Below are 18,836 nucleotides of genomic sequence, written 5' to 3'. Positions count from 1 at the left end.
CGACATCGACCAAAGGATAATTCCGCCGTGCAGCAAGCCGCCCCGCCGTCCCACCGCCCCGATCTCACCATCGCCACCGAGGGCGAATTTGCCGGCTGGCGGACCTGGACGCGCGACACCTTCGAGTCGCACAACGGGCCGTTCTGGCACCGCATCGACGACGACGGCCGGGTGCGCTGCGCCTTCCGCGTCGAGAAGAAGCATCTCAACGGCATGAAGGCGGTGCACGGCGGCTGCTACATGACCTTCGCCGATTACTGCCTGTTCGCCATCGCCACCAAGGAGCTCGACGGCCCCGGCGTCACGGTGGCGTTCGGCGCCGAATTCCTCGACGCGGCGTTCGAGGGCGAACTGATCGAAGCCACCGGCGAAGTCACCCGCGCCGGCAAGTCGCTGATCTTCGTCCGCGGCATGCTGAAGAGCGGCGAGCGACCGCTGTTCACCTTCTCAGGCACGATCAAGCGCGTGCGGCGCAAGGTGCCGGCGACGGAGGTGGCGGATAGTCATTGAGGGGCGCGCTGCCTCTCCGGGAGTCATCGGGGGCGCGAGCGCGGTCGCGAACCCGGAATGACGAACGCGAATGCAGTGCCTAATGCAGGAACAGCTTGAACAGAATGCCGAAGCTGAGCGCCCAGGTGATGCCGTTCATCCACTTCAGCAGGTTGAGGTCGCCCTCGATCTTGTTGAACCTGCCCTCATAGGCGGCCATCGCCTCGGCCGCCTTGCGCGCCTTGTCCTCCGGCGCGCCCGACGCGAGAAACGCGTCATAGACCTCTGAAATCATCGTCGCCATGGCAGAACTCCTGACGCCAAGATAGGCGCGGGAACCGGCGCCGTCCAGTGGATCGGCATGACGGCCAGCAGCAAAGCCCCTCCCCGTCATTCCGGATTGCGCGCCACCGGGTCCGGCCTTCGGCCGGCCCGATGACAGGCTCCGCGCGCAAGTCCGGAATCCATAAGCACCGCCGTCGCGGCTTTCGCATGGCGTTCCCCGCGCTGAGTATCAATCGAGACCGCAGGGCTTATGGATTCCGGGTTCGCGCTGCGCGCGCCCCGGAATGACGAACGAGAGGTTTGTAGCGCTGCGTAACACTTTGCTTACTCCGTCGCCAGCCCGTCGAGAAACGCCTCGGCCTCGGCCACGATCGCCGCCTTGCGTGCCTCGTCCCAGCCGGCCAGCGTGCGGTAGGGCATGGCCAGGCGCTGGTTGCCGCGCAGGTTTTTGGCGTTACGGATCAGGAAGGCCCAGTACAGGTAGTTGAACGGACAGGCCCTGGGTCCGGACTTCTGCTTCACATCGTAGGCGCAGCTTTTGCAGAAGTCGGACATCCGGTCGATATAAGCGCCCGACGATGCGTAGGGCTTCGACGCCAGCAAACCTCCGTCGGCGAATTGCGACATGCCCTGCACGTTCGGCAGCTCGACCCACTCATAGGCGTCGGCATAGACGACCAGGTACCACTCGGCGACCTGCTTGGGATCGATGCCGGCCAGCAACGCGAAATTGCCCGTCACCATCAGGCGCTGGATGTGGTGCGAATACGCGTGCCGCCGGGTGTGCCCGATCGCCTCGGCCATGCAGTGCATGTCGGTCTCGCCGGACCAATACAGCCACGGCAGGTCGCGCGTCGCCTGCAGCGCGTTCGTCTCTGCGTAGTCCGGCATCTTCAGCCAGTACACGCCGCGGACATATTCGCGCCAGCCGAGGATCTGGCGGATGAAGCCTTCGACGGCGTTGAGCGGCGCGCGCTTCTCGATGTATTCGCGCTCGGCCGCGACGCAGACTTCGCGCGGCGTCAGCAGCCCGGCGTTGAGATACGGCGAGATCGCCGCGTGAAACACGAACGGCTCGCCGCTCGCCATCGCGTCCTGATAGGCGCCGAAATTCGGCAGCGCTTGGTCGAGAAAGTCCGCGTAGGCGCGCAGCGCGTCGGCGCGGGTCACCGCCCATTCGAACGGCTCGAGGTCGCCGAAATGATCGGCAAACTGCGCCGCGACCAGCGCGATCACCTCGCGGGTGATCGCGTCGGGCTTGATACCGAAGCGCTGCGGCACCGTGACCGAGGCCGGCAAGCGTTTGCGGTTGTCGCTGTCGTAATTCCACTGCCCGCCGGCGGGCTCGTCGCCTTTCATCAGCAGATCGGACTCGCGCCGCATCTCGCGATAGAAGAATTCCATCCGCAGCGCTTTGCGATCCTTCGCCCACGCGGCGAACCGCGCGGTAGAGGCAAAGAAGCGGTCGTCGTCGCGGATCTCGACCGGGACGCCGGGATCGAGCGCGCGAAATTCCGACATCAGCCGCCATTCGCCCGGCGCGGTGATCACCACGCGCGACGGCTTGTGCCGCTTGACCGCACGCGCGAGTTCGCCGGCGATCGAGCCGGTGTTGCCGCGGGCGTCGAGCTTGATGTAGTCGACGGTGAGACCGTCGGCGCGGAGCTCCTCGGCGAAGTGGCGCATCGCCGAGAAGATGAAGGCGATCTTCTGCTTGTGGTGCTTGACGTAAGTGGTTTCGTCGGCGACTTCGGCCATCAGCACGACATCGCCGCCCGCCGCGCCCTGCAACGCTGCGACGTTGCGGGTCAGCTGATCGCCGAGCACGAGCCGCAGCGTCGTCATGCGCGGGCCGGGTCCGCAGTTCGGGCGTCGCGCTGAGCGCGGCGCAGTTCACCTTTGCAGCGCTCCGAGCAGGTCTTCACCGCGTCCCAGTCCCGCGCCCACTTCTTCCGCCACGCAAACGGGCGGCCACAGGCGGCGCAGGTCTTGGAAGGCAGATCAGCTTTGGCGCGCATCCGGGGCATCGGTCCGACGGGGTGTGGGGCGTCGAACTAACTACGCGGGGGATGAAGAAGGGTTGCATCGGCCGCACCGGACCTTCTCGTTTGTCATTCCGGGGCGCGCGAAGCGCGAACCCGGAATCCATACTCCCCGTAGTCGCGGTGACGCACCGCGCCGCCAACGCCGCGGCTCGCAACAAGCTCGGTGGTTATGGATTCCGGGCTCGCTCGCTCCGCGAGCGCCCCGGAATGACGAACGAGAGGGTGGGATGCGCGGCAATGGATTGCCGGGGCAAGCCCGGCAATGACGCGGGATATGTTGCGGGCGCGCCCACCAACTGCGAGGACTACGCAGCCGCCTTCAGATGCGCCGCGAGGCCTTCGAACAGGCCGCGGCCGTCGGTCGAGCCCATGATCGGTTCGACGTGGTTTTCCGGGTGCGGCATCATGCCGAGCACGTTGCCGCGTTCGTTGACGATGCCGGCGATCGAGGCGGCGGCGCCGTTGATGTTGTAGCTCTCGCCGAGTTCGCCCTCGGGCGAGCAATAGCGATACAGCACGCGGCCATCGCCTTCGAGGCGCTTCACCGTCTCCTCGTCGGCTTCGTAATTGCCCTCGCCGTGCGCCACCGGGACCTTGATCACCTGCCCGGCTTTGTAGCCGCGGGTGAACGGCGAGTCGGCGCGCTCGACTCTCAGATGCACGTCGCGGCAGATGAATTTCAGCCGCGCGTTGCGCATCAAGACGCCCGGCAGCAGGCCGGATTCGCACAGGATCTGGAAGCCGTTGCAGACGCCGAGTACCAGCCCGCCATCGCCGGCGAACTTGCGCACCGCGTCCATCACCGGCGCCCGCGCCGCGATCGCGCCGCAGCGTAAGTAATCGCCGTAGGAGAAGCCGCCCGGTACCACGACGAGGTCGGTGCCCTTGGGGAGTTCAGTGTCGGCGTGCCAGACCATCGCGGCGTCGGTGCCGGAGACGAGCTTCAGCGCCCGCGCCATGTCGCGCTCGCGATTGATACCGGGGAAGACGAGAACGGCGGATTTCATGTCAATGCAGGGATGTCGTTGATCTCAAGACGCCGTTCGATGCGGTCGAGTTGCTGATCGTGTCGCATCAACGTGGCATGGATGCCGGCGAGTTCATTGTGAAGGCCAATGATCTCCTGGCGAATTCCGTTTTGGGCGAGACGCAAGCCCTGAATATCAAGCTTCATCTCGCTGATCTCGCCTTTGATCTGCGAGATGTCGCGTTGCACGGCTTTCAACACTTCGTAGACGAGGTCTGCGCTAATTTCAGCCATAGCGGCGCTCCATAGGGCGACTAACCCTTCACCTCAATAGCATAATTCTCGATCACGGTGTTGGCCAGCAGCTTGTCGGCGGCGTCTTTCAGCGCGGCTGCGGCCTTGGCCTTATCGGCATCGGCGGCGAGTTCGATGTCGAACACCTTGCCCTGGCGGACGCTGGCGATGCCGGCGACGCCGAGCGACTTCAGCGCGCCTTCGATCGCCTTGCCCTGGGGATCGAGGATGCCGTTCTTCAAGGTAACAGTGACTCGTGCCTTCATGGTCCCCTCGTCGTGTCGGATAGAGCTCCGCCCTCTCCGTCATTCCCGGGCGCGCGCCCTTTGCGCGCGAACCCGGAATCTCGATCGTCGTAACAACTTCTGGATTCCGGGTTCGCCGCTGCGCGGCGCCCCGGAATGACGGCGTGTGTGGATTCCGGGTTCGCGCTGCGCGCGCCCCGGAATGACGTCAATCGGGCGCTTTGCGCCCGATCGACGTCAGCCCTTCACCAGCACCGGGCCGGAGCCGACCGGGCGCTCGTTTTCCATCAGGATGCCGAGGCGCTTGGCGACTTCGGTGTAGGCTTCGAGCAGCCCGCCGAGATCGCGGCGGAAGCGGTCCTTGTCGAGCTTCTCGTTCGACTTGATGTCCCACAGCCGGCAGCTGTCCGGCGAGATTTCGTCGGCGACGATGATCCGCATCATGTCGTTCTCGAACAGCCGGCCGCATTCCATCTTGAAGTCGACCAGGCGGATGCCGATGCCGAGGAAGAGGCCGGTGAGGAAATCATTGACGCGGATCGCCAGCGCCATGATGTCGTCGATCTCCTGCGGCGTTGCCCAGCCGAACGCGGTGATGTGCTCTTCGGAGACCATCGGGTCGTTGAGCTGGTCGTTCTTGTAGTAGAACTCGATGATCGAGCGCGGCAGCTGGGTGCCCTCCTCGATCCCGAGCCGCTGCGACAGCGAACCGGCGGCGACATTGCGCACCACCACCTCGAGCGGCACGATCTCGACTTCGCGGATCAGCTGCTCGCGCATGTTGAGGCGGCGGATGAAATGGGTCGGCACCCCGATGTCGTTGAGGTGCTGAAACAGGTACTCCGAGATCCGGTTGTTGAGGACGCCCTTGCCCTCGATCACCTGATGCTTCTTGGCGTTGAACGCAGTGGCGTCGTCCTTGAAGTGCTGGATCAGGGTGCCGGGCTCCGGACCTTCATACAGCACCTTGGCCTTGCCTTCATAAATGCGACGTCGCCGGCTCATGGGGATGTACCGTGTTTTGTTGAAATCCATGGATGGGTGGCTCCGTCTGAGGATGTGGACCCACGGCGGAGCTGCCGTGAAGGCCGGAACCGGAAACAGAACAAGAACCTAGCCTCGCCGCAACCTAGCCGATTGGCCGCTCCGGCACAATCGATCCGGCCGGGTGCGGCCGAGTTTTACCCGTCCACTGCGTCCTTGTTGGCAGTTGTCTTGTCGTTCCGCTCTGGATATCTAGGCATCGAACCCGCCCACCGCAAACCGGCCCGTTCCCGCGGCCGGCTGACAAGATCGGAACACACCATGACCACGTTCGACAAGCGCGAGGAAGGATTCGAGAAGAAGTTCGCGCTCGACGAGGAGCTGAAGTTCAAGGCCGAGGCCCGCCGCTCCAAGCTGCTCGGCCTGTGGGCCGCCGAAAAGCTCGGCCTCTCCGGCGACGCCGCCGCCGCCTATGCCAAGGAGGTCGTGGTGGCCGACCTCGAGGAAGCCGGCGACGCCGACGTCGTCCGCAAGGTCACCAAGGACCTCGCCGACAAGGGCATCTCGGTCACCGAGCCGGAAATCCGCGTCAAGCTCGGCGAGTTCCTCGCCCAGGCGGTGCTGGAGATCAAGGCCGGCAAGTAAGGCCGGCGCGGCCCGAGGGCTGCGCCTCTCTCTTCGTTGCAGATGCGATTCGAAAATGCCCGGGCTGGTCCCGGGCATTTTTGTTGTGCGCGCGACGATTCGGTGGATGACCGTTTTGGCGCGGCGCGGGCGGGCAGCGGCCTTGCCCTCTCGGAAGTATAGGTTTATATACCTAACATCTTTCTCGGCGTGAGGGTGCCGCCATGCTCGTCCCGCTGTTTCGCCCCCGTTATGGTGTCGTCGATCGGGTCCTCGACCGGCCATTCCTGGCCGCGCTGGACGACGGCCCGCCGCCGGTCGGCGGCGGCCGCCCCAAGGGCTGCAAGGCGCTGCATACCAATGCCAAGGTCGCCCAGGTCCGCCGGCTGATCGAGCAGACCGCGCAGACCCACAAGCAGATCGCGGCGGCGACCGGCGTCAGCGCCGGCACCGTCGGGCGCTGGGCCCGCGACTTCGCCTGGCAGCGCCACCCGCTGGCGCCGCGCGCCAGCGACACGGTGCCGACCGAACGCGCCGGCCGCCGGCTCAAGCTGCGCATGCTCGGCCACAAGCTGCACCAGCTCGCCGAGCGCTGCGTCGACGAGCTGTGGCAGGCCCCCACGGTCGACCTCGACCGCCTGATCGAGGCGATGCAGGTGCTGAACATGGCCCGCCTCACTTTGAAAGGCCGCGGCCGCCCCAACAAACCCGGCCCCGCCCCGCGCACCGGCCAACAATGGCTCGACCGCGACGCCGCCCTGCGCAAGACGCTGCTCGAACTGCGCTACGGCGGCGTGAAGCTCGACCGCATCCCGGAAGCCGCGATGGCGCTGGTGGAGGGGGCGCATGTCGAGCCGGTGCATGGGCCGGCGCGGGGGAGGAGACGGAGGGGGTAGAGGCGGAACCCGCCCGGCTTCGCTGCGCGACCCTCTCCGCAAGGAGAAGGTCGGTGCCGCATAGCTGGCCCACCTATATCGAAACTGATATATTCTTTCCCATGGGGCCGTGCGCGTCGGTCTACGTGCGTCACGCCTTCCAAAATCCGCAAGCGGCATCGCGACGCGGTCTTGATCTCGCCGCTGCGGATCAAGCACTCGATCCGGAGACCGCGGATGACTGATCAGAACTTCGACAACGTCTGGGACGCTTTGGAAAATTCTCCGATCGAGGCCGCGCACATGAAGGCGCGCGCTGAATTGATGATCGCAATTCGCGACGTCGTCGAGGGCTGGCGCCTCACGCAGGGTCAAGCCGCCAAGCGGCTCGGCGTCACCCAGCCGCGCCTGAACGACCTGCTGCGCGGGCGGATCGACAAGTTCAGTGTCGATGCGTTGATGATCTTGGCGACGGGTGCGGGACTGTCGGTGGAATGGAAGATCGACAAGCCGCTCGGCCGCGGCGTGTCACGCGCCGGCGTGGAGGTCAGATCCGTGGGCAATGCGGACGAAGACGGCGCCGATTCCGAAACTTCCTCGACCAAGGCGGCGCGGCTCACGCGCGAGGAATTTGCCAAGATCAGCGAGGTCGAAGGCCTGCGTCTCAGCGATGAGATGAAGGAGGTTTTTGCTGACTTCGACCGGCGCGACCTCACAGCCGAGGAACGGCGGCAGGCGATCATCGAACGGTTCAAGCGGGACCTGCGGTGAGCCCATACGACGCCGTCTTCGACGATCCCTATTGCTACGAAGGCACCTCGGTCCTGAAGAACCGGCTCGATCTTCGGACACAGGACGAACTGACGGAATTCGAACACGCGATATCCTCGCAGCGCGCCGAGGAACCACTACCGGACGGAGATCTCGATCAACGGCATTACTGCGCGCTTCATCACCACTTCTATCAGGACGTCTACGAGTGGGCGGGTGAGTTGCGCACCGTGCGGACGGCGAAAGGGGGCAATGCGTTCTGTTTTCCGGAGTACATTGATGCGCACCTGACGAAGCTGTTCGAAGAACTCGCTTCAGCCCGGCATTTCTGTGGTCTCGACGCGGATGCATTCGCCAGCGCAGCGGCACATTTTCTCGCGGAATTGAACGCCATCCATCCATTCCGCGAGGGAAACGGACGGACGCAATTGACATTCCTCAAGCTACTTGCAGATGAGGCCGGTCACGCCATCGATCTACGACGCCTCGACCCGCCGGCAACGCTGCAAGCGATGATCGCGAGCTTCAGCGGAGACGAGAAGCCGCTGACGCGCCTGATCCGGCAGCTCATGTAGTCAACCGCTGAAGCGCTCGCGCGGCCGAAATGCTGCCCCCTTACTTCCCCCAAACACCCCATTTAACTCCGCCCCCTTCGCCGCCCCCGCCAGCGCCGTGAAGGTCCCCTGCCCGGCGATTTCGCGCGCCGCGGTCAGAAACCCGCCCCACGCGGCGCGCGCCAGTGCGCCGCCGACGCTGATGCGGCGGACGCCGAGGGCGGCGAGGTTGGCGACGGTCATGGTGGCCGGCTGCACCGTCAGGACGTTGAGCGGCTTGGGTGCCACGGCTTGTACCAGCGTAATGATCTCGGCTTCGGTCGAGACGCCGGGCGCATACAGGCAGTCGGCGCCGGCGTCGGCGAAGGCCACCAGTCGCGCCGCGGTTTTGGCAAGGTCGCGCTCGCCCCACAGAAAGCCTTCGCAGCGCGCGACCAGCAGCACGTCTTCGCCGGTGGCGTCGATCGCGGCGCGGGCCGCCTGGATGCGGGCGACGCCGAGCGCGTCGTCGTAGAGCGGGCGCGCCTTGTCGCCGGTGGCGTTCTCGATCGACAGGCCGGCGATGCCGGTCGCCACCGCGCGGGTGACATTGGCGGCGACGCCGTCCGGATCGTCGGCGAAGCCGCTCTCGAAATCGGCGTTGACCGGCAGGTCGGTGGCGGCGCACAGCGCCGTCAGATGCGCCAGCACGTCGTCGCAGGCGACCCGATTGTCGGCGCGCCCGATCGACCAGGCGAAGCCGGAGCTGGTCGAGGCCAGCGCCTGGAAGCCGAGATGCTGCAGCATCCGCGCCGAGCCGATGTCCCACGGGTTGGGCAGCACGAAGCAGCCGGATTGATGCAGTTGGCGAAACGCGGCGCGCTTCTGCGCGGTCGTGGTCATCGGCGGTCTCCCTGATTTTTCGACAGGCTAGCACGGTGGTGGGATCTCGCACCCGGCGCTGCGAGCAAGACGAGCCGGGCGGACGCGATGTGACATCCGCGCGAGCCACGGCCGCGCGCGAAAACGGCAGGCCGACACGCGAAGGCTGCTAAGCGACCGCTCCAGCCCGCCGCGCTGTCTCATCTTGTGACGCCGCGGCGCGCGCGCGTTAACACTGCGAACGCCGGCGGAACGAACAGGCGACGAATCACCGCGAATCAGCGGTATCCCATACGCGCCGCCTGCATTTCGCGGCGCGGCGCCGATCGGACACACCATGGCTGGGCGTGAGCGTGTCGACGCTCGCCAAAAAAGCCACCGCAAACGTTAACGCGCGCGGCCTCGAACGCCATACATCGCCGGGGATGTAGCTACGGCTGCGTCTTCAGGCTGATCACCGACTGGATCGAGCCGCTGACGTGGTAGCCGCTCGGCTGCTGCATCTGTGGTGGGCGGCCGTCGTTCTGTCGGACGTTGCTGTTGACGGATTCGAGCCGGCAATCCTTGGCGATGGTGCTGCGCAGCAGCTCGCAATCCCGCGTCGCCAGCTGGTAGACGAGCTTCCGCGCCTGATCGATCTTCTGCGGCAGTTCGTCCTCCGTCCCACCGCCGGGGACGAAGAAGGAGATCGACGTCTGGATCCGCACCTGTGCGCCCTGCCCCTCGGCGCCCGGCGCCGTCTGCGCCGCAGCCGGCCCAACCATCAACACCGCCGCCGCAGCAGCCACCGCAACATCTTTCGATAACAACATCACGCATCCTCGCAAACCAACCGCGCCAGCGTAGCGCCGCCGGATTGCGCGGCGATGAACCGCATCAGCGAATGCGGCGCGTCTCGCGAAAGCATGGATTCACCACGCCACGCCGGGACGACAGCCTTGAGCTCGGCCGCATGCGCCCGCGTCGCGGCCGCGCCTTGCCGCTCGCTGTGTCTCACCTTGTGACGAACCAATCCGCCCGCGTTAACGCTTCGAACGCAGCCGGAACAAAGCGGTGACGAATCATCGCGAATCGGGAGGCGCGCGATGCGATCGTCTGGATATCGCACCGCGCGGCAACGGCGCCTACAATGACTGGGCGTGCGATGTTCATGCTCGACGTTCGCGAGCAGCGAAAAGATTAACGTCGGCATCGTCTGCCGGCGGAATGACCGGCCGGCGGCGGCGTGATGACCCCGGGGTCGCTTCGCTCGCCCGGGCTACACCGCTTCGCGTGACGTCACCCGATCTCCACGATCTCCAACTCCTGCGCGCCCTTGCCGACCACGTCGCCCACGCTCTTGCCCATCAGCAGCCTTGCCACCGGCGAGGCGAATGAGATCGTGCCTTGCTTGGGGTCGGCTTCGTCTTCGCCGACGATGCGGTAGGTTTGGACGCGGCCGTCGGGGCGGCGGAAGGTGACGGTGCTGCCGAACGCGACGACGTCGTTACTCTCCGGCTCGGGCATCAGTTGCGCGCTGCGGACGCGGATGTCGAAATAGCGCAGGTCGCGCGCCGGGATGGCTTCGGCCTGGCGGCGTTCGTTGACGTCGGCGATGGCGGCGGCGGCCTCGACGCCGGCGCGCGCCTCGGCGAGCTGCGCTTCCAGCGCGGCGAGGCCGGCGGCGGTGACGAGGTTGGGATGCTCCGAGATCGGCCGGTCCGGCAGCACCGTCTCCGATGCGGTCGCGGCACTGTCTTCCTTGGTGAAGGCGACGCTCAATTCAGACTCCGTCGTCAAAAGCAACAGGCGCTGGGGCGCCGGCCGGACATGTGGTCGCGCAAGGCGACCGATATCTAACGCGCGATCCTGGATTTCGCTTCGCTGCATCCAGGCTACAGGTGTCGCAGGACGCGATCCAGACGCCGACGTACCTACCCCGCCAGCACGGCCTCGATCCGCTCCAGCACCGCGCCGATATCCGCCGTGACCTCGTCGGCCGTCACCCACACCACGCGGTAGTCGCGCTCCTCCAGCCAGGTTTTTCGCGCGGCGCGGTCGGCGGCGACGGCGTCGCCTTCGTCCGGGTGGATCAGCTCGATCACCAGGCGGCGGGTGAAAGAGACGAAATCCGGGATGTGGCGGCCGACCGGCGTCTGGCGCTTGAAGTTGCCGGCGAAGCGGCGGTCGCTGCGCAGCTTCTCCCACAAGAGGCGCTCGGCGTCGGTCGGGTTGCGGCGCAAGAGCCGCGCCAGCCCGCGCAGCGAGCCGCCATCGGGATCAGGCATGCCGCCGGCCGCACGCTCGGCCAGCAGCGCGCGCAGCCGTGTCGCCTGCTCGCCGTCGGGCACGCCGCCTTTGGCCGGGCCCTTGCGGCCCTCGGCGATCGCCAGGATGGCGCCGTGCAGCGTGTGGATGTCCTGCTTGGTCGGGTCCATCCGGGTGAAGATGTTGCGCAAGTTGACCAGCATGGTGTCGCGCTTCTCCGGCGGGCGGAGGAATTCGACCCGGTCGAGCTCGGCGACCAGATTGTCGAAGAACGCCTGCATCTGGTGCTGCGACGCCGGCTCGGAGCGCTCCGGCATCGTGAACGGCAGCGCGCCCTCCGTGGCGTGCTTGAACCATTCGTAGCCCATCAGCAGCACCGCCTGCGCCAGGTTCAGCGAGGCGAACGCCGGGTTGACCGGGAAGGTGACGATGCGGTTGGCGAGCGCGACCTCGTCGTTCTCGAGGCCGTGGCGCTCGCGCCCGAACAGGATGCCGGCGGTGACGCCGGCCGCGGTCGAGGCGACGATCTCACGCGCGGCGGCTTCCGGCCCGACCACCGGCTTGGCCTGGTCGTGGGCCCGCGCGGTGGTGGCGAACAGCAGCGCGCAATCGGCCACCGCAGCCTCGACGCTGTCGAACAGCTCGACCGCGTTCAGGATGTGATCGGCGCCCGCCGACGCGCGGGTCGCGGCGATATTCGGCCAGCCGTCGCGCGGCTTTACCAGACGTAAACGCTTCAGGCCGAAATTACCCATGGCGCGCGCGCACATCCCGATGTTCTCGCCGAGCTGCGGCTCAACCAGGATGACAACGGGACCTTCGAGGTCCGCCGCGGGCTTGGATTTATCGGTGCCGGAGCCGGCCATCGCTTGAGCTTTCGGGTGAGCGTCTTGATGTCCCGGCTGAGCTGCCGGGCGGGCGCGCGGTGAGATTATAGCGGAGCTTGAGCGGGACGGCTGACAGCCTCGCTTTCGGCGCTTACGGGTTGCCAAGGCTGGCGGCATTTCTCAAGCGAAATAAATCGTTTACCAAGAGTTTTGACGGTTCATTCAGAACCTGAGGCGCGGCTCATGCTGCACATCAGGTTGAAGCTGCGGCCGCGCTCGCGCGCCGCCCTGCGCAAACGCCACGCCGGCATGCGCCGGAACGCTGCAAAAGCTGCACAATTGCCCGTCCATTCACCTTTCGGCGCAGCCGGCCCGGTGCTATAGCGGGCGCGGCTCAAGCCCAATCCCGCCCAGAACGAAGCGCTGTCTCATAAAGGCCCGATCCCGCATGGCGAAAATCAAGGTAAAAAATCCCGTCGTCGAACTCGACGGCGACGAGATGACCCGCATCATTTGGCAGATGATCAAGGACAAATTGATCCTGCCGTTCCTCGACGTGGAACTGATGTATTTCGACCTTGGGATGGAATATCGCGACAAGACCGACGACCAGGTCACGATCGACGCGGCCAACGCCATCAAGCAGGTCGGCGTCGGCGTGAAGTGCGCCACCATCACCCCGGACGAAGCGCGGGTGAAGGAATTCGGCCTCAAGAACATGTGGAAGTCGCCGAACGGCACGATCCGCAACATCCTCGGCGGCGTGATCTTCCGCGAGCCGATCATCTGCAAGAACGTGCCGCGGCTGGTGCCGGGCTGGACCAAGCCGATCGTGATCGGCCGCCACGCTTACGGCGACCAGTATCGCGCGACCGACATCAAGTTCCCCGGCCCCGGCACGCTGACGATGAAGTTCGTCGGCGAGGACGGCCAGGTGATCGAACGCGAAGTATTCAAGGCGCCCGGCGCCGGCGTCGCGATGTCAATGTACAACCTCGACGAGTCGATCAAGGACTTCGCCCGCGCCTCGCTGAACTACGGCCTGATGCGCAACTATCCGGTGTATCTCTCGACCAAGAACACCATCATGAAAGTCTATGATGGTCGCTTCAAGGACATCTTCCAGGAGATCTTCGACGCCGAGTTCAAGGCCGAATACGACGCCAGGGGCCTGACCTACGAGCACCGCCTGATCGACGACATGGTCGCCTCGGCGCTGAAATGGTCGGGCGGCTACGTCTGGGCCTGTAAGAACTACGACGGCGACGTGCAGTCCGACACCGTGGCGCAGGGCTACGGTTCGCTCGGCCTGATGACCTCGGTGCTGATGACGCCGGACGGCAAGACGGTCGAAGCCGAAGCCGCGCACGGCACCGTCACCCGCCACTATCGCGAACACCAGAAGGGCAAGGCGACCTCGACCAACTCGATCGCCTCGATCTTCGCCTGGACCCGTGGCCTGGCGCATCGCGCCAAGCTCGACAGCAACGAAGAGCTCGCGCGTTTCGCCGAAACGCTGGAGCGGGTCTGCGTCGAGACGGTGGAAGCCGGCGCGATGACCAAGGACCTTGCGCTGCTGGTCGGCGCCGACCAGCGCTGGCTGTCGACCGAAGGCTTCCTCGACAAGGTCGCGCAGAACCTCAACAAGGCGATGAGCGAAAAGGCCGCCTGATCGGGGCGCTTCTGCGAAGTCGAAAAGGCGCGGACGCTGTCCGCGCCTTTTTTATTGGCGCCTGACCCGATGCGACCTTCAATATCAGGCACTTTCGTTTCCACGCGTCATGCCCGGCATTTTGCCGGGCATCCACGCCTTGCTGACTGAGATGCTGGAAAGGCGTGGATGGCCGGGCCTTCGCCGCGCCGGAGGGGCTTCGGCCCCGCAGGCGGGACGAGCCCGGCCATGACGGTGGTGCCTGATTTCAGAAGCTATGTTCTCGGGCAGGCTCATAGGATTACGGCGGTGTCGGCTTGCCATCTTCGTTTCCGTCAAGACACTCGCTCCAGCGCTGACCTGCTCGCGAAAGCTCATCCTCATGACCTCGCTCCTCACCTTCTGTGCCGCCGCGGTGATGGAGATCGCCGGGTGTTTTACGTTCTGGGCGTGGCTGCGGCTGGACCGGTCGGCGCTGTGGCTGATCCCCGGCGTGATGGCGCTGGCGCTGTTCGCTTATCTGCTGACGCTGGCCGACAGTCCGCTGGCCGGGCGCGCCTACGCGGCCTATGGCGGGATCTACATCGCCAGCGCGCTGCTGTGGGGCTGGGCGATGGAGGGACATCGGCCTGATAGCTGGGACATGATCGGCGCCGCGATCTGCCTGGTCGGCATGAGCGTGATCCTGTTCGCGCCGCGCTCGCTGCCCGCCTGATCGGGCGGCGATGTCGCTTCTCGTCGCGGCTGTTGCGATGTATTGACGCAGCCACGCCCCGATTTGATCGAGCCCCGCGCGCGCCTGCCCGCTGCGTGATCTGGAATCAAGATGACAACTGCAAGCGATATCGGCGTCTACCGCGAAGCCCTGGTGTTTCTCGGGACCGCCGGCGTGGTGATTCCACTGATGGCGCGGCTGCGCATCAGCCCGGTGCTCGGCTTTTTGGTCGCAGGCCTCGTGCTCGGCCCCTACAGCCTTGGCCGCATCGGCGATGGCGCACCCTGGCTGCAGGCCATCACCATCACGTCGCAGGCCGCGGTCGACCGGCTCGCCGAACTCGGTGTCGCCTTCCTGCTGTTCACCATCGGGCTCGAACTGTCGTTTGACCGGCTGTGGACGATGCGCCGGCTGGTGTTCGGACTCGGCATGCTGCAGGTGGTGCTGACCACCGCGGCGATCGCCGGCATCGCCATCAGCTTCGGCAACACGGTCGAGGCCAGCCTGGTGATCGGCGCCTGCCTGGCGCTATCGTCGACCGCGATCGTGCTGCAGCTGCTCGCCGAGCAGAAACGGCTGGCGACGCTCGCCGGCCGTAGCATCTTCGCCGTGCTGCTGGCGCAGGATCTCGCGGTGGTGCCGATCCTGTTTCTGATCGTGGTGCTGGGCCAGGCCAATGGCGACGGCGCGCAAAGCGCAAGTTCAACAAGCTCGGTGTGGCTCGGGCTGGGCATGGCGCTGATCCAGGCGGTCGCGGCGATCCTGCTGATCGTCGGCTTCGGCCGGCTGGTGCTGCGCCGGCTGTTTCGGCTGGTGGCGCACACCCGCAACCGCGAACTGTTCATGGCCACCATCCTGTTCGTGGTGGTCGGCACCTCGCTGCTGACCCATGTGGCAGGCCTGTCGATGGCGCTCGGCGCCTTTCTGGCCGGGCTGGTGCTGGCCGAGACGGAGTTTCGCCGCCAGGTCGAAGTCGACATCGAGCCGTTCAAGGGCATGCTGCTCGGTCTGTTCTTCATCTCAGTGGGAATGCGGATCGACCTCGCCGAAGTCGCTCGCTATCCGGCAATGGTCGCGGCCTCGGTAGTCGGCATGGTGGCGCTGAAGGCCGTGCTGGTCGCCGGCCTGACACGGGCGTTCGGGCTGTCCTGGCCGGTGGTGGCCGAAGCCAGCCTGCTGCTCGCCGGCGGCGGTGAATTCGCCTTTCTGGTGCTCGGACTCGCCAGCTCGAGCGGCCTCGTCACGCATGAGGTCGAGCAGTTCATGCTGCTGGTGTCGTCGGGCACGATGATGCTGACGCCGTATCTGGCGCGGCTGTCGCGCAAGGCGAGCACGCGGGTGCGCAAAGCCGCCGCGCTGGCGGACGGCCACACCGATCCGGGCCCCGCCGAGGAGGGCCGCATCATCATTGTCGGCTATGGCCGCGTCGGCCGCATCCTCGGCGACATCCTGACGAAGCAGGACAAGCCGTTCATCGGCATCGAGATCGATCCCGAGACGGTGGGGCGGGCACGCCGCGCCGGGCGCAATCTGGTTTACGGCGACGCCACCCAGCGCGCCTTCCTGCGCAAATGCGGCCTCGCCGAAGCGCCGGCACTGGTGGTGACGATGCACGATGCCGCCGCGGCCGAGCACGTCGTCGCCGCCGCCCGCGCCGAGCGCCCCGACCTGCCGGTGATCGTCCGCGCCCGCGACGCCGACCACGCCCGCCGGCTGTTTGCGCTGGGGGCCACCGACGTCGTCCGCGAAGTCCTCGAAGCCAGCTTCGAAATCGCCTCGACGGTGCTGCAAACGCTCGGCACCCCGGTCGGCAAGGTCATCGCCATCATCCACGACGAACGGGACACACGGAAGAAGCAGGTCCGCGAAGGCGTCGCGGCGGTGGATTAGCGGGCGCTGGCGGCGCAGCCACCCCGACGCCGTCATTCCGGGGCGCGCTATCTGGCCGGCCTTGAGCCGGCCTGATGGCGCGAACCCGGAATCTCGCAGTTGTGGAAGCACGGTCGTCGTAACAACGTCGAGATTCCGGGTTCACGCAGCTTCGCTGCGTGCCCCGGAATGACTCGCGGAGCGGTAGTGCATTACAGAGCGCCCGCCTGTTCCGCTATGCGAGCGGAACGGAGTTTCACGAGCTTACTTATCGATCGGTGCGGCTGCTGTCTCGTTCGAGGCGGCTGGTCGTGGGAGGTCGGCGCTTCGTCCGATCGCAACGGCATCGAGAGCGTCGAACGGATGAAGCTGGGGAAAGCGCAAAGCCTGGAAGACGTCGCCGGCCTGGTCGGTGCCTGCGCGGTGACCATCCTGGCGGTGATCATCATTGCGGCGCTGTATGTCGGCCGCGAGGTGTTCGTGCCGGTCGCACTGGCGATCCTGCTCAGCTTCGTGCTGGCGCGGCCGGTCAATCTGCTGCAGGCGATACGGGTGCCGCGCGCGGTGGCGGCGATCGTCTCGGTGCTGCTGGCCTTCGTGGTGATCTTCGCGCTCGGCAGTCTGATCGCTACGCAGTTGTCGCGCCTCGCCGGCGATCTGCCGCAGTATCAATCGACCATCCAGGACAAGATCACTTCGCTGCGCGGCGTGACGGGCGGCTCCTCGACGCTGGAGCGCGCCGAAGGCATGCTGCAGGACCTCAGCAAGGAGCTCAACAAGCCCAAGGCGACCCCGTCGCTGAGCAACTCATCGCCGACGACCACATCCGGGCGCCCCGTCGCCCCTGTGCCGGTGGAGGTGTTGCAGCCCGACCCGGGCACGCTGGCCAATCTGCGCTCGCTGATCGCGCCGCTGATCTCGCCATTGGCGATGACCGGTATCATCGTGATCTTTGTGATCTTCATTCTGCTGCAGAAGGAAGATCTGCGAAACCGGCTGATCCGCCTCGCCGGTACGCACGATCTTCAGCGCACCACCGCGGCGCTGGACGATGCGGCCGGCCGGCTCAGCCGGCTGTTCCTCAATCAGCTGCTGCTCAATTCCGCCTTCGGCGTGCTGATCGGCACCGGGCTGTGGATCATCGGCGTGCCGAGCCCGGCGCTGTGGGGCATCCTGGCCGCGGTGCTGCGCTTCGTGCCCTACATCGGCTCGATCATCGCGGCGGCGTTTCCGCTGACACTGGCGGTTGCCGTCGATCCCGGCTGGTCGATGCTGATCTGGACGGCGGCGCTGTTTTTCATCATCGAGCCGGCGATCGCCCACGTGGTCGAGCCGCTGATGTACGGCCGCACCACCGGCCTGTCGCCGGTCGCCGTTGTGGTGTCGGCGACATTCTGGACCGCGCTGTGGGGACCGATCGGCCTGGTGCTGGCGACGCCGCTGACGGTCTGCCTGGTCGTGCTCGGGCGGCACGTCGAGCGGCTGGCGTTTCTCGATGTGATGTTCGGCGACCGCCCAGCGCTGTCGCCGCCGGAGATCTTCTATCAGCGGATGCTGGCCGGCGACCCGACCGAGGCCGCCGAGAAGGCCGAGCAGTTTCTCAAAGAGCGCTCCCTGTCGTCCTATTACGACGACGTCGCGATGAAGGGCCTGCAGCTGGCGCAGTCCGATCTCGAGCGCGGCGCCCTGGACGCGGTGCGGCTGGAGCGCATCAAGGACACGGTGCTGGAATTCACCGAGGACCTCACCGACGAGGTCGAGCAGGAGGCGGACGGCGAAGACACCACCGACGACGCCGAGGCGGCTGCGGCTGTCGACGAAACGCCCCCGGCGCATGCCCATGACGGTCTGCCGACGCTGAAGCCGGCTGAGCTTGCGCCGAACTGGCAGGGCACGGCGCCGGTGCTGTGTATCGGCGGGCGCAGCGAGCTCGACGAGGCGGCGGCGCTGATGCTGGCGCATCTGAGCCGCGTGCACGGCCTCGGCGCCCGCGCCGAGCCTGCCAGCGCGCTGGCGACCAAGCACATCTTCGCCCTCGACACTTCGGATGTCGCGCTGGTGTGCCTGACCTATCTGGAGATCCCCAACAGCACGCACATACGCTACGCCGTCCGCCGTCTCCGCCGCAAGGCGCCGCAGGCGAAGATCATGGTGGCGCTGCTGTCGGCGACCGGCGCGACCGCGCCTGACGGCCAAGGCTCGGTCCAGGCCGACACCATCGTCGCCAGCCTGCGCGACGCGGTCGCCTATTGCCTCGACGAAGCCACCCCCGCCCCGCCGCCACAGACTGCGGAGCAGCCGCTGTCGAGCGTGGCGGTGTGAGGCGGCACGCCCCCGACGCTTTGCATCACGTCGCTGAACCCAAAGCACCGTCATTCCGGGGCGCGTCCTCGGGCCGGCCTCGGCCGGCACAAGGACGCGAACCCGGAATCTCGCAGCATTTGGGCACGGCCTTCCTCACAACGTCGGGATTCCGGGTTCACGCGGCTTCGCCGCGTGCCCCGGAATGACTCGTGGAGAGGCAGCGGCGAGA

The 18,836-nt window shown here is 66.3% G+C and carries 19 protein-coding genes and 1 pseudogene; 9 read left to right on the top strand and 11 right to left on the bottom strand.

Features of this window, described 5'->3' with window-relative positions; genetic code table 11:
* Window positions 1-27: 27 nt before the first annotated feature.
* Entirely contained in the window at window positions 28-510 is a 483-nt protein-coding gene (locus tag D4Q52_RS06015; RefSeq protein ID WP_119855640.1) for a PaaI family thioesterase, read from the top strand.
* 79 nt (window positions 511-589) lie between these two features.
* On the opposite strand, the gene D4Q52_RS06010 is transcribed toward D4Q52_RS06015, so the two are convergent.
* From D4Q52_RS06010 to purC, 7 genes are all read right to left on the bottom strand, one after another.
* On the bottom strand, window positions 590-793 hold the full coding sequence (locus D4Q52_RS06010; RefSeq protein WP_119855639.1) for an integrase: 204 nt from the start codon (window positions 791-793) through the stop codon (window positions 590-592).
* Window positions 794-1,098: 305 nt separating this feature from the next.
* Window positions 1,099-2,619 carry a cryptochrome/photolyase family protein gene (locus D4Q52_RS06005; RefSeq protein WP_119855638.1) on the bottom strand — a complete coding sequence of 507 codons (1,521 nt, stop codon included), beginning with the start codon at window positions 2,617-2,619 and terminating at the stop codon, window positions 1,099-1,101.
* The gene (locus D4Q52_RS06000; protein ID WP_119855637.1) at window positions 2,616-2,801 is read right to left on the bottom strand and encodes a DUF2256 domain-containing protein; all 186 of its coding nucleotides are present in this window, start codon (window positions 2,799-2,801) and stop codon (window positions 2,616-2,618) included. The genes D4Q52_RS06005 and D4Q52_RS06000 overlap by 4 nt, the downstream gene beginning before the upstream one ends.
* A gap of 323 nt (window positions 2,802-3,124) precedes the next feature.
* Window positions 3,125-3,826 carry a phosphoribosylformylglycinamidine synthase subunit PurQ gene (gene purQ, locus D4Q52_RS05995; protein ID WP_119855636.1) on the bottom strand — a complete coding sequence of 234 codons (702 nt, stop codon included), beginning with the start codon at window positions 3,824-3,826 and terminating at the stop codon, window positions 3,125-3,127.
* Window positions 3,823-4,080 carry a hypothetical protein gene (locus D4Q52_RS05990; RefSeq protein WP_119855635.1) on the bottom strand — a complete coding sequence of 86 codons (258 nt, stop codon included), beginning with the start codon at window positions 4,078-4,080 and terminating at the stop codon, window positions 3,823-3,825. Before D4Q52_RS05990 ends, purQ begins: the two co-directional genes overlap by 4 nt.
* Before the next feature lie 20 nt (window positions 4,081-4,100).
* Window positions 4,101-4,346: a phosphoribosylformylglycinamidine synthase subunit PurS gene (gene purS / locus D4Q52_RS05985; protein ID WP_119855634.1), complete on the bottom strand. Its 246-nt coding sequence runs from the start codon at window positions 4,344-4,346 to the stop codon at window positions 4,101-4,103.
* Window positions 4,347-4,562: 216 nt separating this feature from the next.
* Window positions 4,563-5,330, bottom strand: coding sequence for a phosphoribosylaminoimidazolesuccinocarboxamide synthase (gene purC / locus D4Q52_RS05980; RefSeq protein ID WP_182915243.1), 768 nt, complete (start codon window positions 5,328-5,330; stop codon window positions 4,563-4,565).
* A gap of 300 nt (window positions 5,331-5,630) precedes the next feature.
* On the opposite strand from purC, the gene D4Q52_RS05975 reads away from it, so the two are divergent.
* From D4Q52_RS05975 to D4Q52_RS05960, 4 genes and pseudogenes are all read left to right on the top strand, one after another.
* On the top strand, window positions 5,631-5,954 hold the full coding sequence (locus D4Q52_RS05975; RefSeq protein WP_119855633.1) for a DUF1476 domain-containing protein: 324 nt from the start codon (window positions 5,631-5,633) through the stop codon (window positions 5,952-5,954).
* A gap of 203 nt (window positions 5,955-6,157) precedes the next feature.
* The gene (locus D4Q52_RS05970) at window positions 6,158-6,829 is read left to right on the top strand and encodes a hypothetical protein (protein WP_119855632.1); all 672 of its coding nucleotides are present in this window, start codon (window positions 6,158-6,160) and stop codon (window positions 6,827-6,829) included.
* Between the two features lie 216 nt (window positions 6,830-7,045).
* Window positions 7,046-7,312, top strand: a pseudogene (locus D4Q52_RS26720) (helix-turn-helix domain-containing protein); the annotation flags it as partial.
* Between the two features lie 263 nt (window positions 7,313-7,575).
* The gene (locus D4Q52_RS05960) at window positions 7,576-8,154 is read left to right on the top strand and encodes a Fic/DOC family protein (RefSeq protein WP_119855631.1); all 579 of its coding nucleotides are present in this window, start codon (window positions 7,576-7,578) and stop codon (window positions 8,152-8,154) included.
* Here the strand turns inward: D4Q52_RS05960 and D4Q52_RS05955 are convergent, their stop codons facing one another.
* From D4Q52_RS05955 to D4Q52_RS05935, 4 genes are all read right to left on the bottom strand, one after another.
* On the bottom strand, window positions 8,155-9,015 hold the full coding sequence (locus tag D4Q52_RS05955) for an isocitrate lyase/PEP mutase family protein (protein WP_119855630.1): 861 nt from the start codon (window positions 9,013-9,015) through the stop codon (window positions 8,155-8,157).
* Window positions 9,016-9,425: 410 nt separating this feature from the next.
* Window positions 9,426-9,806 (bottom strand): hypothetical protein, encoded by a 381-nt coding sequence (locus D4Q52_RS05950; protein WP_119855629.1) that lies wholly within the window; start codon window positions 9,804-9,806, stop codon window positions 9,426-9,428.
* A gap of 466 nt (window positions 9,807-10,272) precedes the next feature.
* Complete coding sequence (gene greA / locus D4Q52_RS05940; RefSeq protein WP_119855627.1) at window positions 10,273-10,755, bottom strand: transcription elongation factor GreA; 483 nt, start codon at window positions 10,753-10,755, stop codon at window positions 10,273-10,275.
* A 152-nt stretch (window positions 10,756-10,907) separates the two neighbouring features.
* Window positions 10,908-12,107, bottom strand: a complete 1,200-nt coding sequence (locus D4Q52_RS05935) for a TrmJ/YjtD family RNA methyltransferase (protein ID WP_119855626.1) — start codon at window positions 12,105-12,107, stop codon at window positions 10,908-10,910.
* Between the two features lie 409 nt (window positions 12,108-12,516).
* Here D4Q52_RS05935 and D4Q52_RS05930 point away from each other — a divergent pair, with 409 nt between their 5' ends.
* The 4 genes from D4Q52_RS05930 (at window position 12,517) to D4Q52_RS05915 (ending at window position 18,625) form a co-directional block, all read left to right on the top strand.
* Complete coding sequence (locus tag D4Q52_RS05930) at window positions 12,517-13,740, top strand: NADP-dependent isocitrate dehydrogenase (protein ID WP_119855625.1); 1,224 nt, start codon at window positions 12,517-12,519, stop codon at window positions 13,738-13,740.
* Between the two features lie 361 nt (window positions 13,741-14,101).
* Entirely contained in the window at window positions 14,102-14,434 is a 333-nt protein-coding gene (locus tag D4Q52_RS05925) for a YnfA family protein (protein ID WP_119855624.1), read from the top strand.
* Window positions 14,435-14,545: 111 nt separating this feature from the next.
* Window positions 14,546-16,324 carry a cation:proton antiporter gene (locus D4Q52_RS05920; protein ID WP_119855623.1) on the top strand — a complete coding sequence of 593 codons (1,779 nt, stop codon included), beginning with the start codon at window positions 14,546-14,548 and terminating at the stop codon, window positions 16,322-16,324.
* Between the two features lie 342 nt (window positions 16,325-16,666).
* Complete coding sequence (locus tag D4Q52_RS05915; RefSeq protein ID WP_119855622.1) at window positions 16,667-18,625, top strand: AI-2E family transporter; 1,959 nt, start codon at window positions 16,667-16,669, stop codon at window positions 18,623-18,625.
* The last annotated feature ends 211 nt before the right edge of the window (window positions 18,626-18,836 follow it).

It is taken from the genome of Rhodopseudomonas palustris, from assembly GCF_003591005.1.
GTDB lineage: Bacteria > Pseudomonadota > Alphaproteobacteria > Rhizobiales > Xanthobacteraceae > Rhodopseudomonas > Rhodopseudomonas palustris_K.
The sequence above is the reverse complement of the archived record's forward strand: the minus strand, read 5'-3'. Positions and strand labels throughout refer to the sequence as shown.

Coding starts and splice junctions, on each gene's coding strand:
- D4Q52_RS06000 (WP_119855637.1), bottom strand. CDS start 2,801: ATGCCCCGGATGCGCGCCAAAGCTGATCTGCCTTCCAAGACCTGCGCC.
- purC (WP_182915243.1), bottom strand. CDS start 5,330: ATGAGCCGGCGACGTCGCATTTATGAAGGCAAGGCCAAGGTGCTGTAT.
- D4Q52_RS05955 (WP_119855630.1), bottom strand. CDS start 9,015: ATGACCACGACCGCGCAGAAGCGCGCCGCGTTTCGCCAACTGCATCAA.
- D4Q52_RS05930 (WP_119855625.1), top strand. CDS start 12,517: ATGGCGAAAATCAAGGTAAAAAATCCCGTCGTCGAACTCGACGGCGAC.
- D4Q52_RS05975 (WP_119855633.1), top strand. CDS start 5,631: ATGACCACGTTCGACAAGCGCGAGGAAGGATTCGAGAAGAAGTTCGCG.
- D4Q52_RS05970 (WP_119855632.1), top strand. CDS start 6,158: ATGCTCGTCCCGCTGTTTCGCCCCCGTTATGGTGTCGTCGATCGGGTC.
- D4Q52_RS05925 (WP_119855624.1), top strand. CDS start 14,102: ATGACCTCGCTCCTCACCTTCTGTGCCGCCGCGGTGATGGAGATCGCC.
- D4Q52_RS05935 (WP_119855626.1), bottom strand. CDS start 12,107: ATGGCCGGCTCCGGCACCGATAAATCCAAGCCCGCGGCGGACCTCGAA.
- purQ (WP_119855636.1), bottom strand. CDS start 3,826: ATGAAATCCGCCGTTCTCGTCTTCCCCGGTATCAATCGCGAGCGCGAC.
- D4Q52_RS05950 (WP_119855629.1), bottom strand. CDS start 9,806: ATGTTGTTATCGAAAGATGTTGCGGTGGCTGCTGCGGCGGCGGTGTTG.
- purS (WP_119855634.1), bottom strand. CDS start 4,346: ATGAAGGCACGAGTCACTGTTACCTTGAAGAACGGCATCCTCGATCCC.
- D4Q52_RS05920 (WP_119855623.1), top strand. CDS start 14,546: ATGACAACTGCAAGCGATATCGGCGTCTACCGCGAAGCCCTGGTGTTT.
- D4Q52_RS05990 (WP_119855635.1), bottom strand. CDS start 4,080: ATGGCTGAAATTAGCGCAGACCTCGTCTACGAAGTGTTGAAAGCCGTG.
- D4Q52_RS06005 (WP_119855638.1), bottom strand. CDS start 2,619: ATGACGACGCTGCGGCTCGTGCTCGGCGATCAGCTGACCCGCAACGTC.
- D4Q52_RS06010 (WP_119855639.1), bottom strand. CDS start 793: ATGGCGACGATGATTTCAGAGGTCTATGACGCGTTTCTCGCGTCGGGC.
- D4Q52_RS05915 (WP_119855622.1), top strand. CDS start 16,667: ATGAAGCTGGGGAAAGCGCAAAGCCTGGAAGACGTCGCCGGCCTGGTC.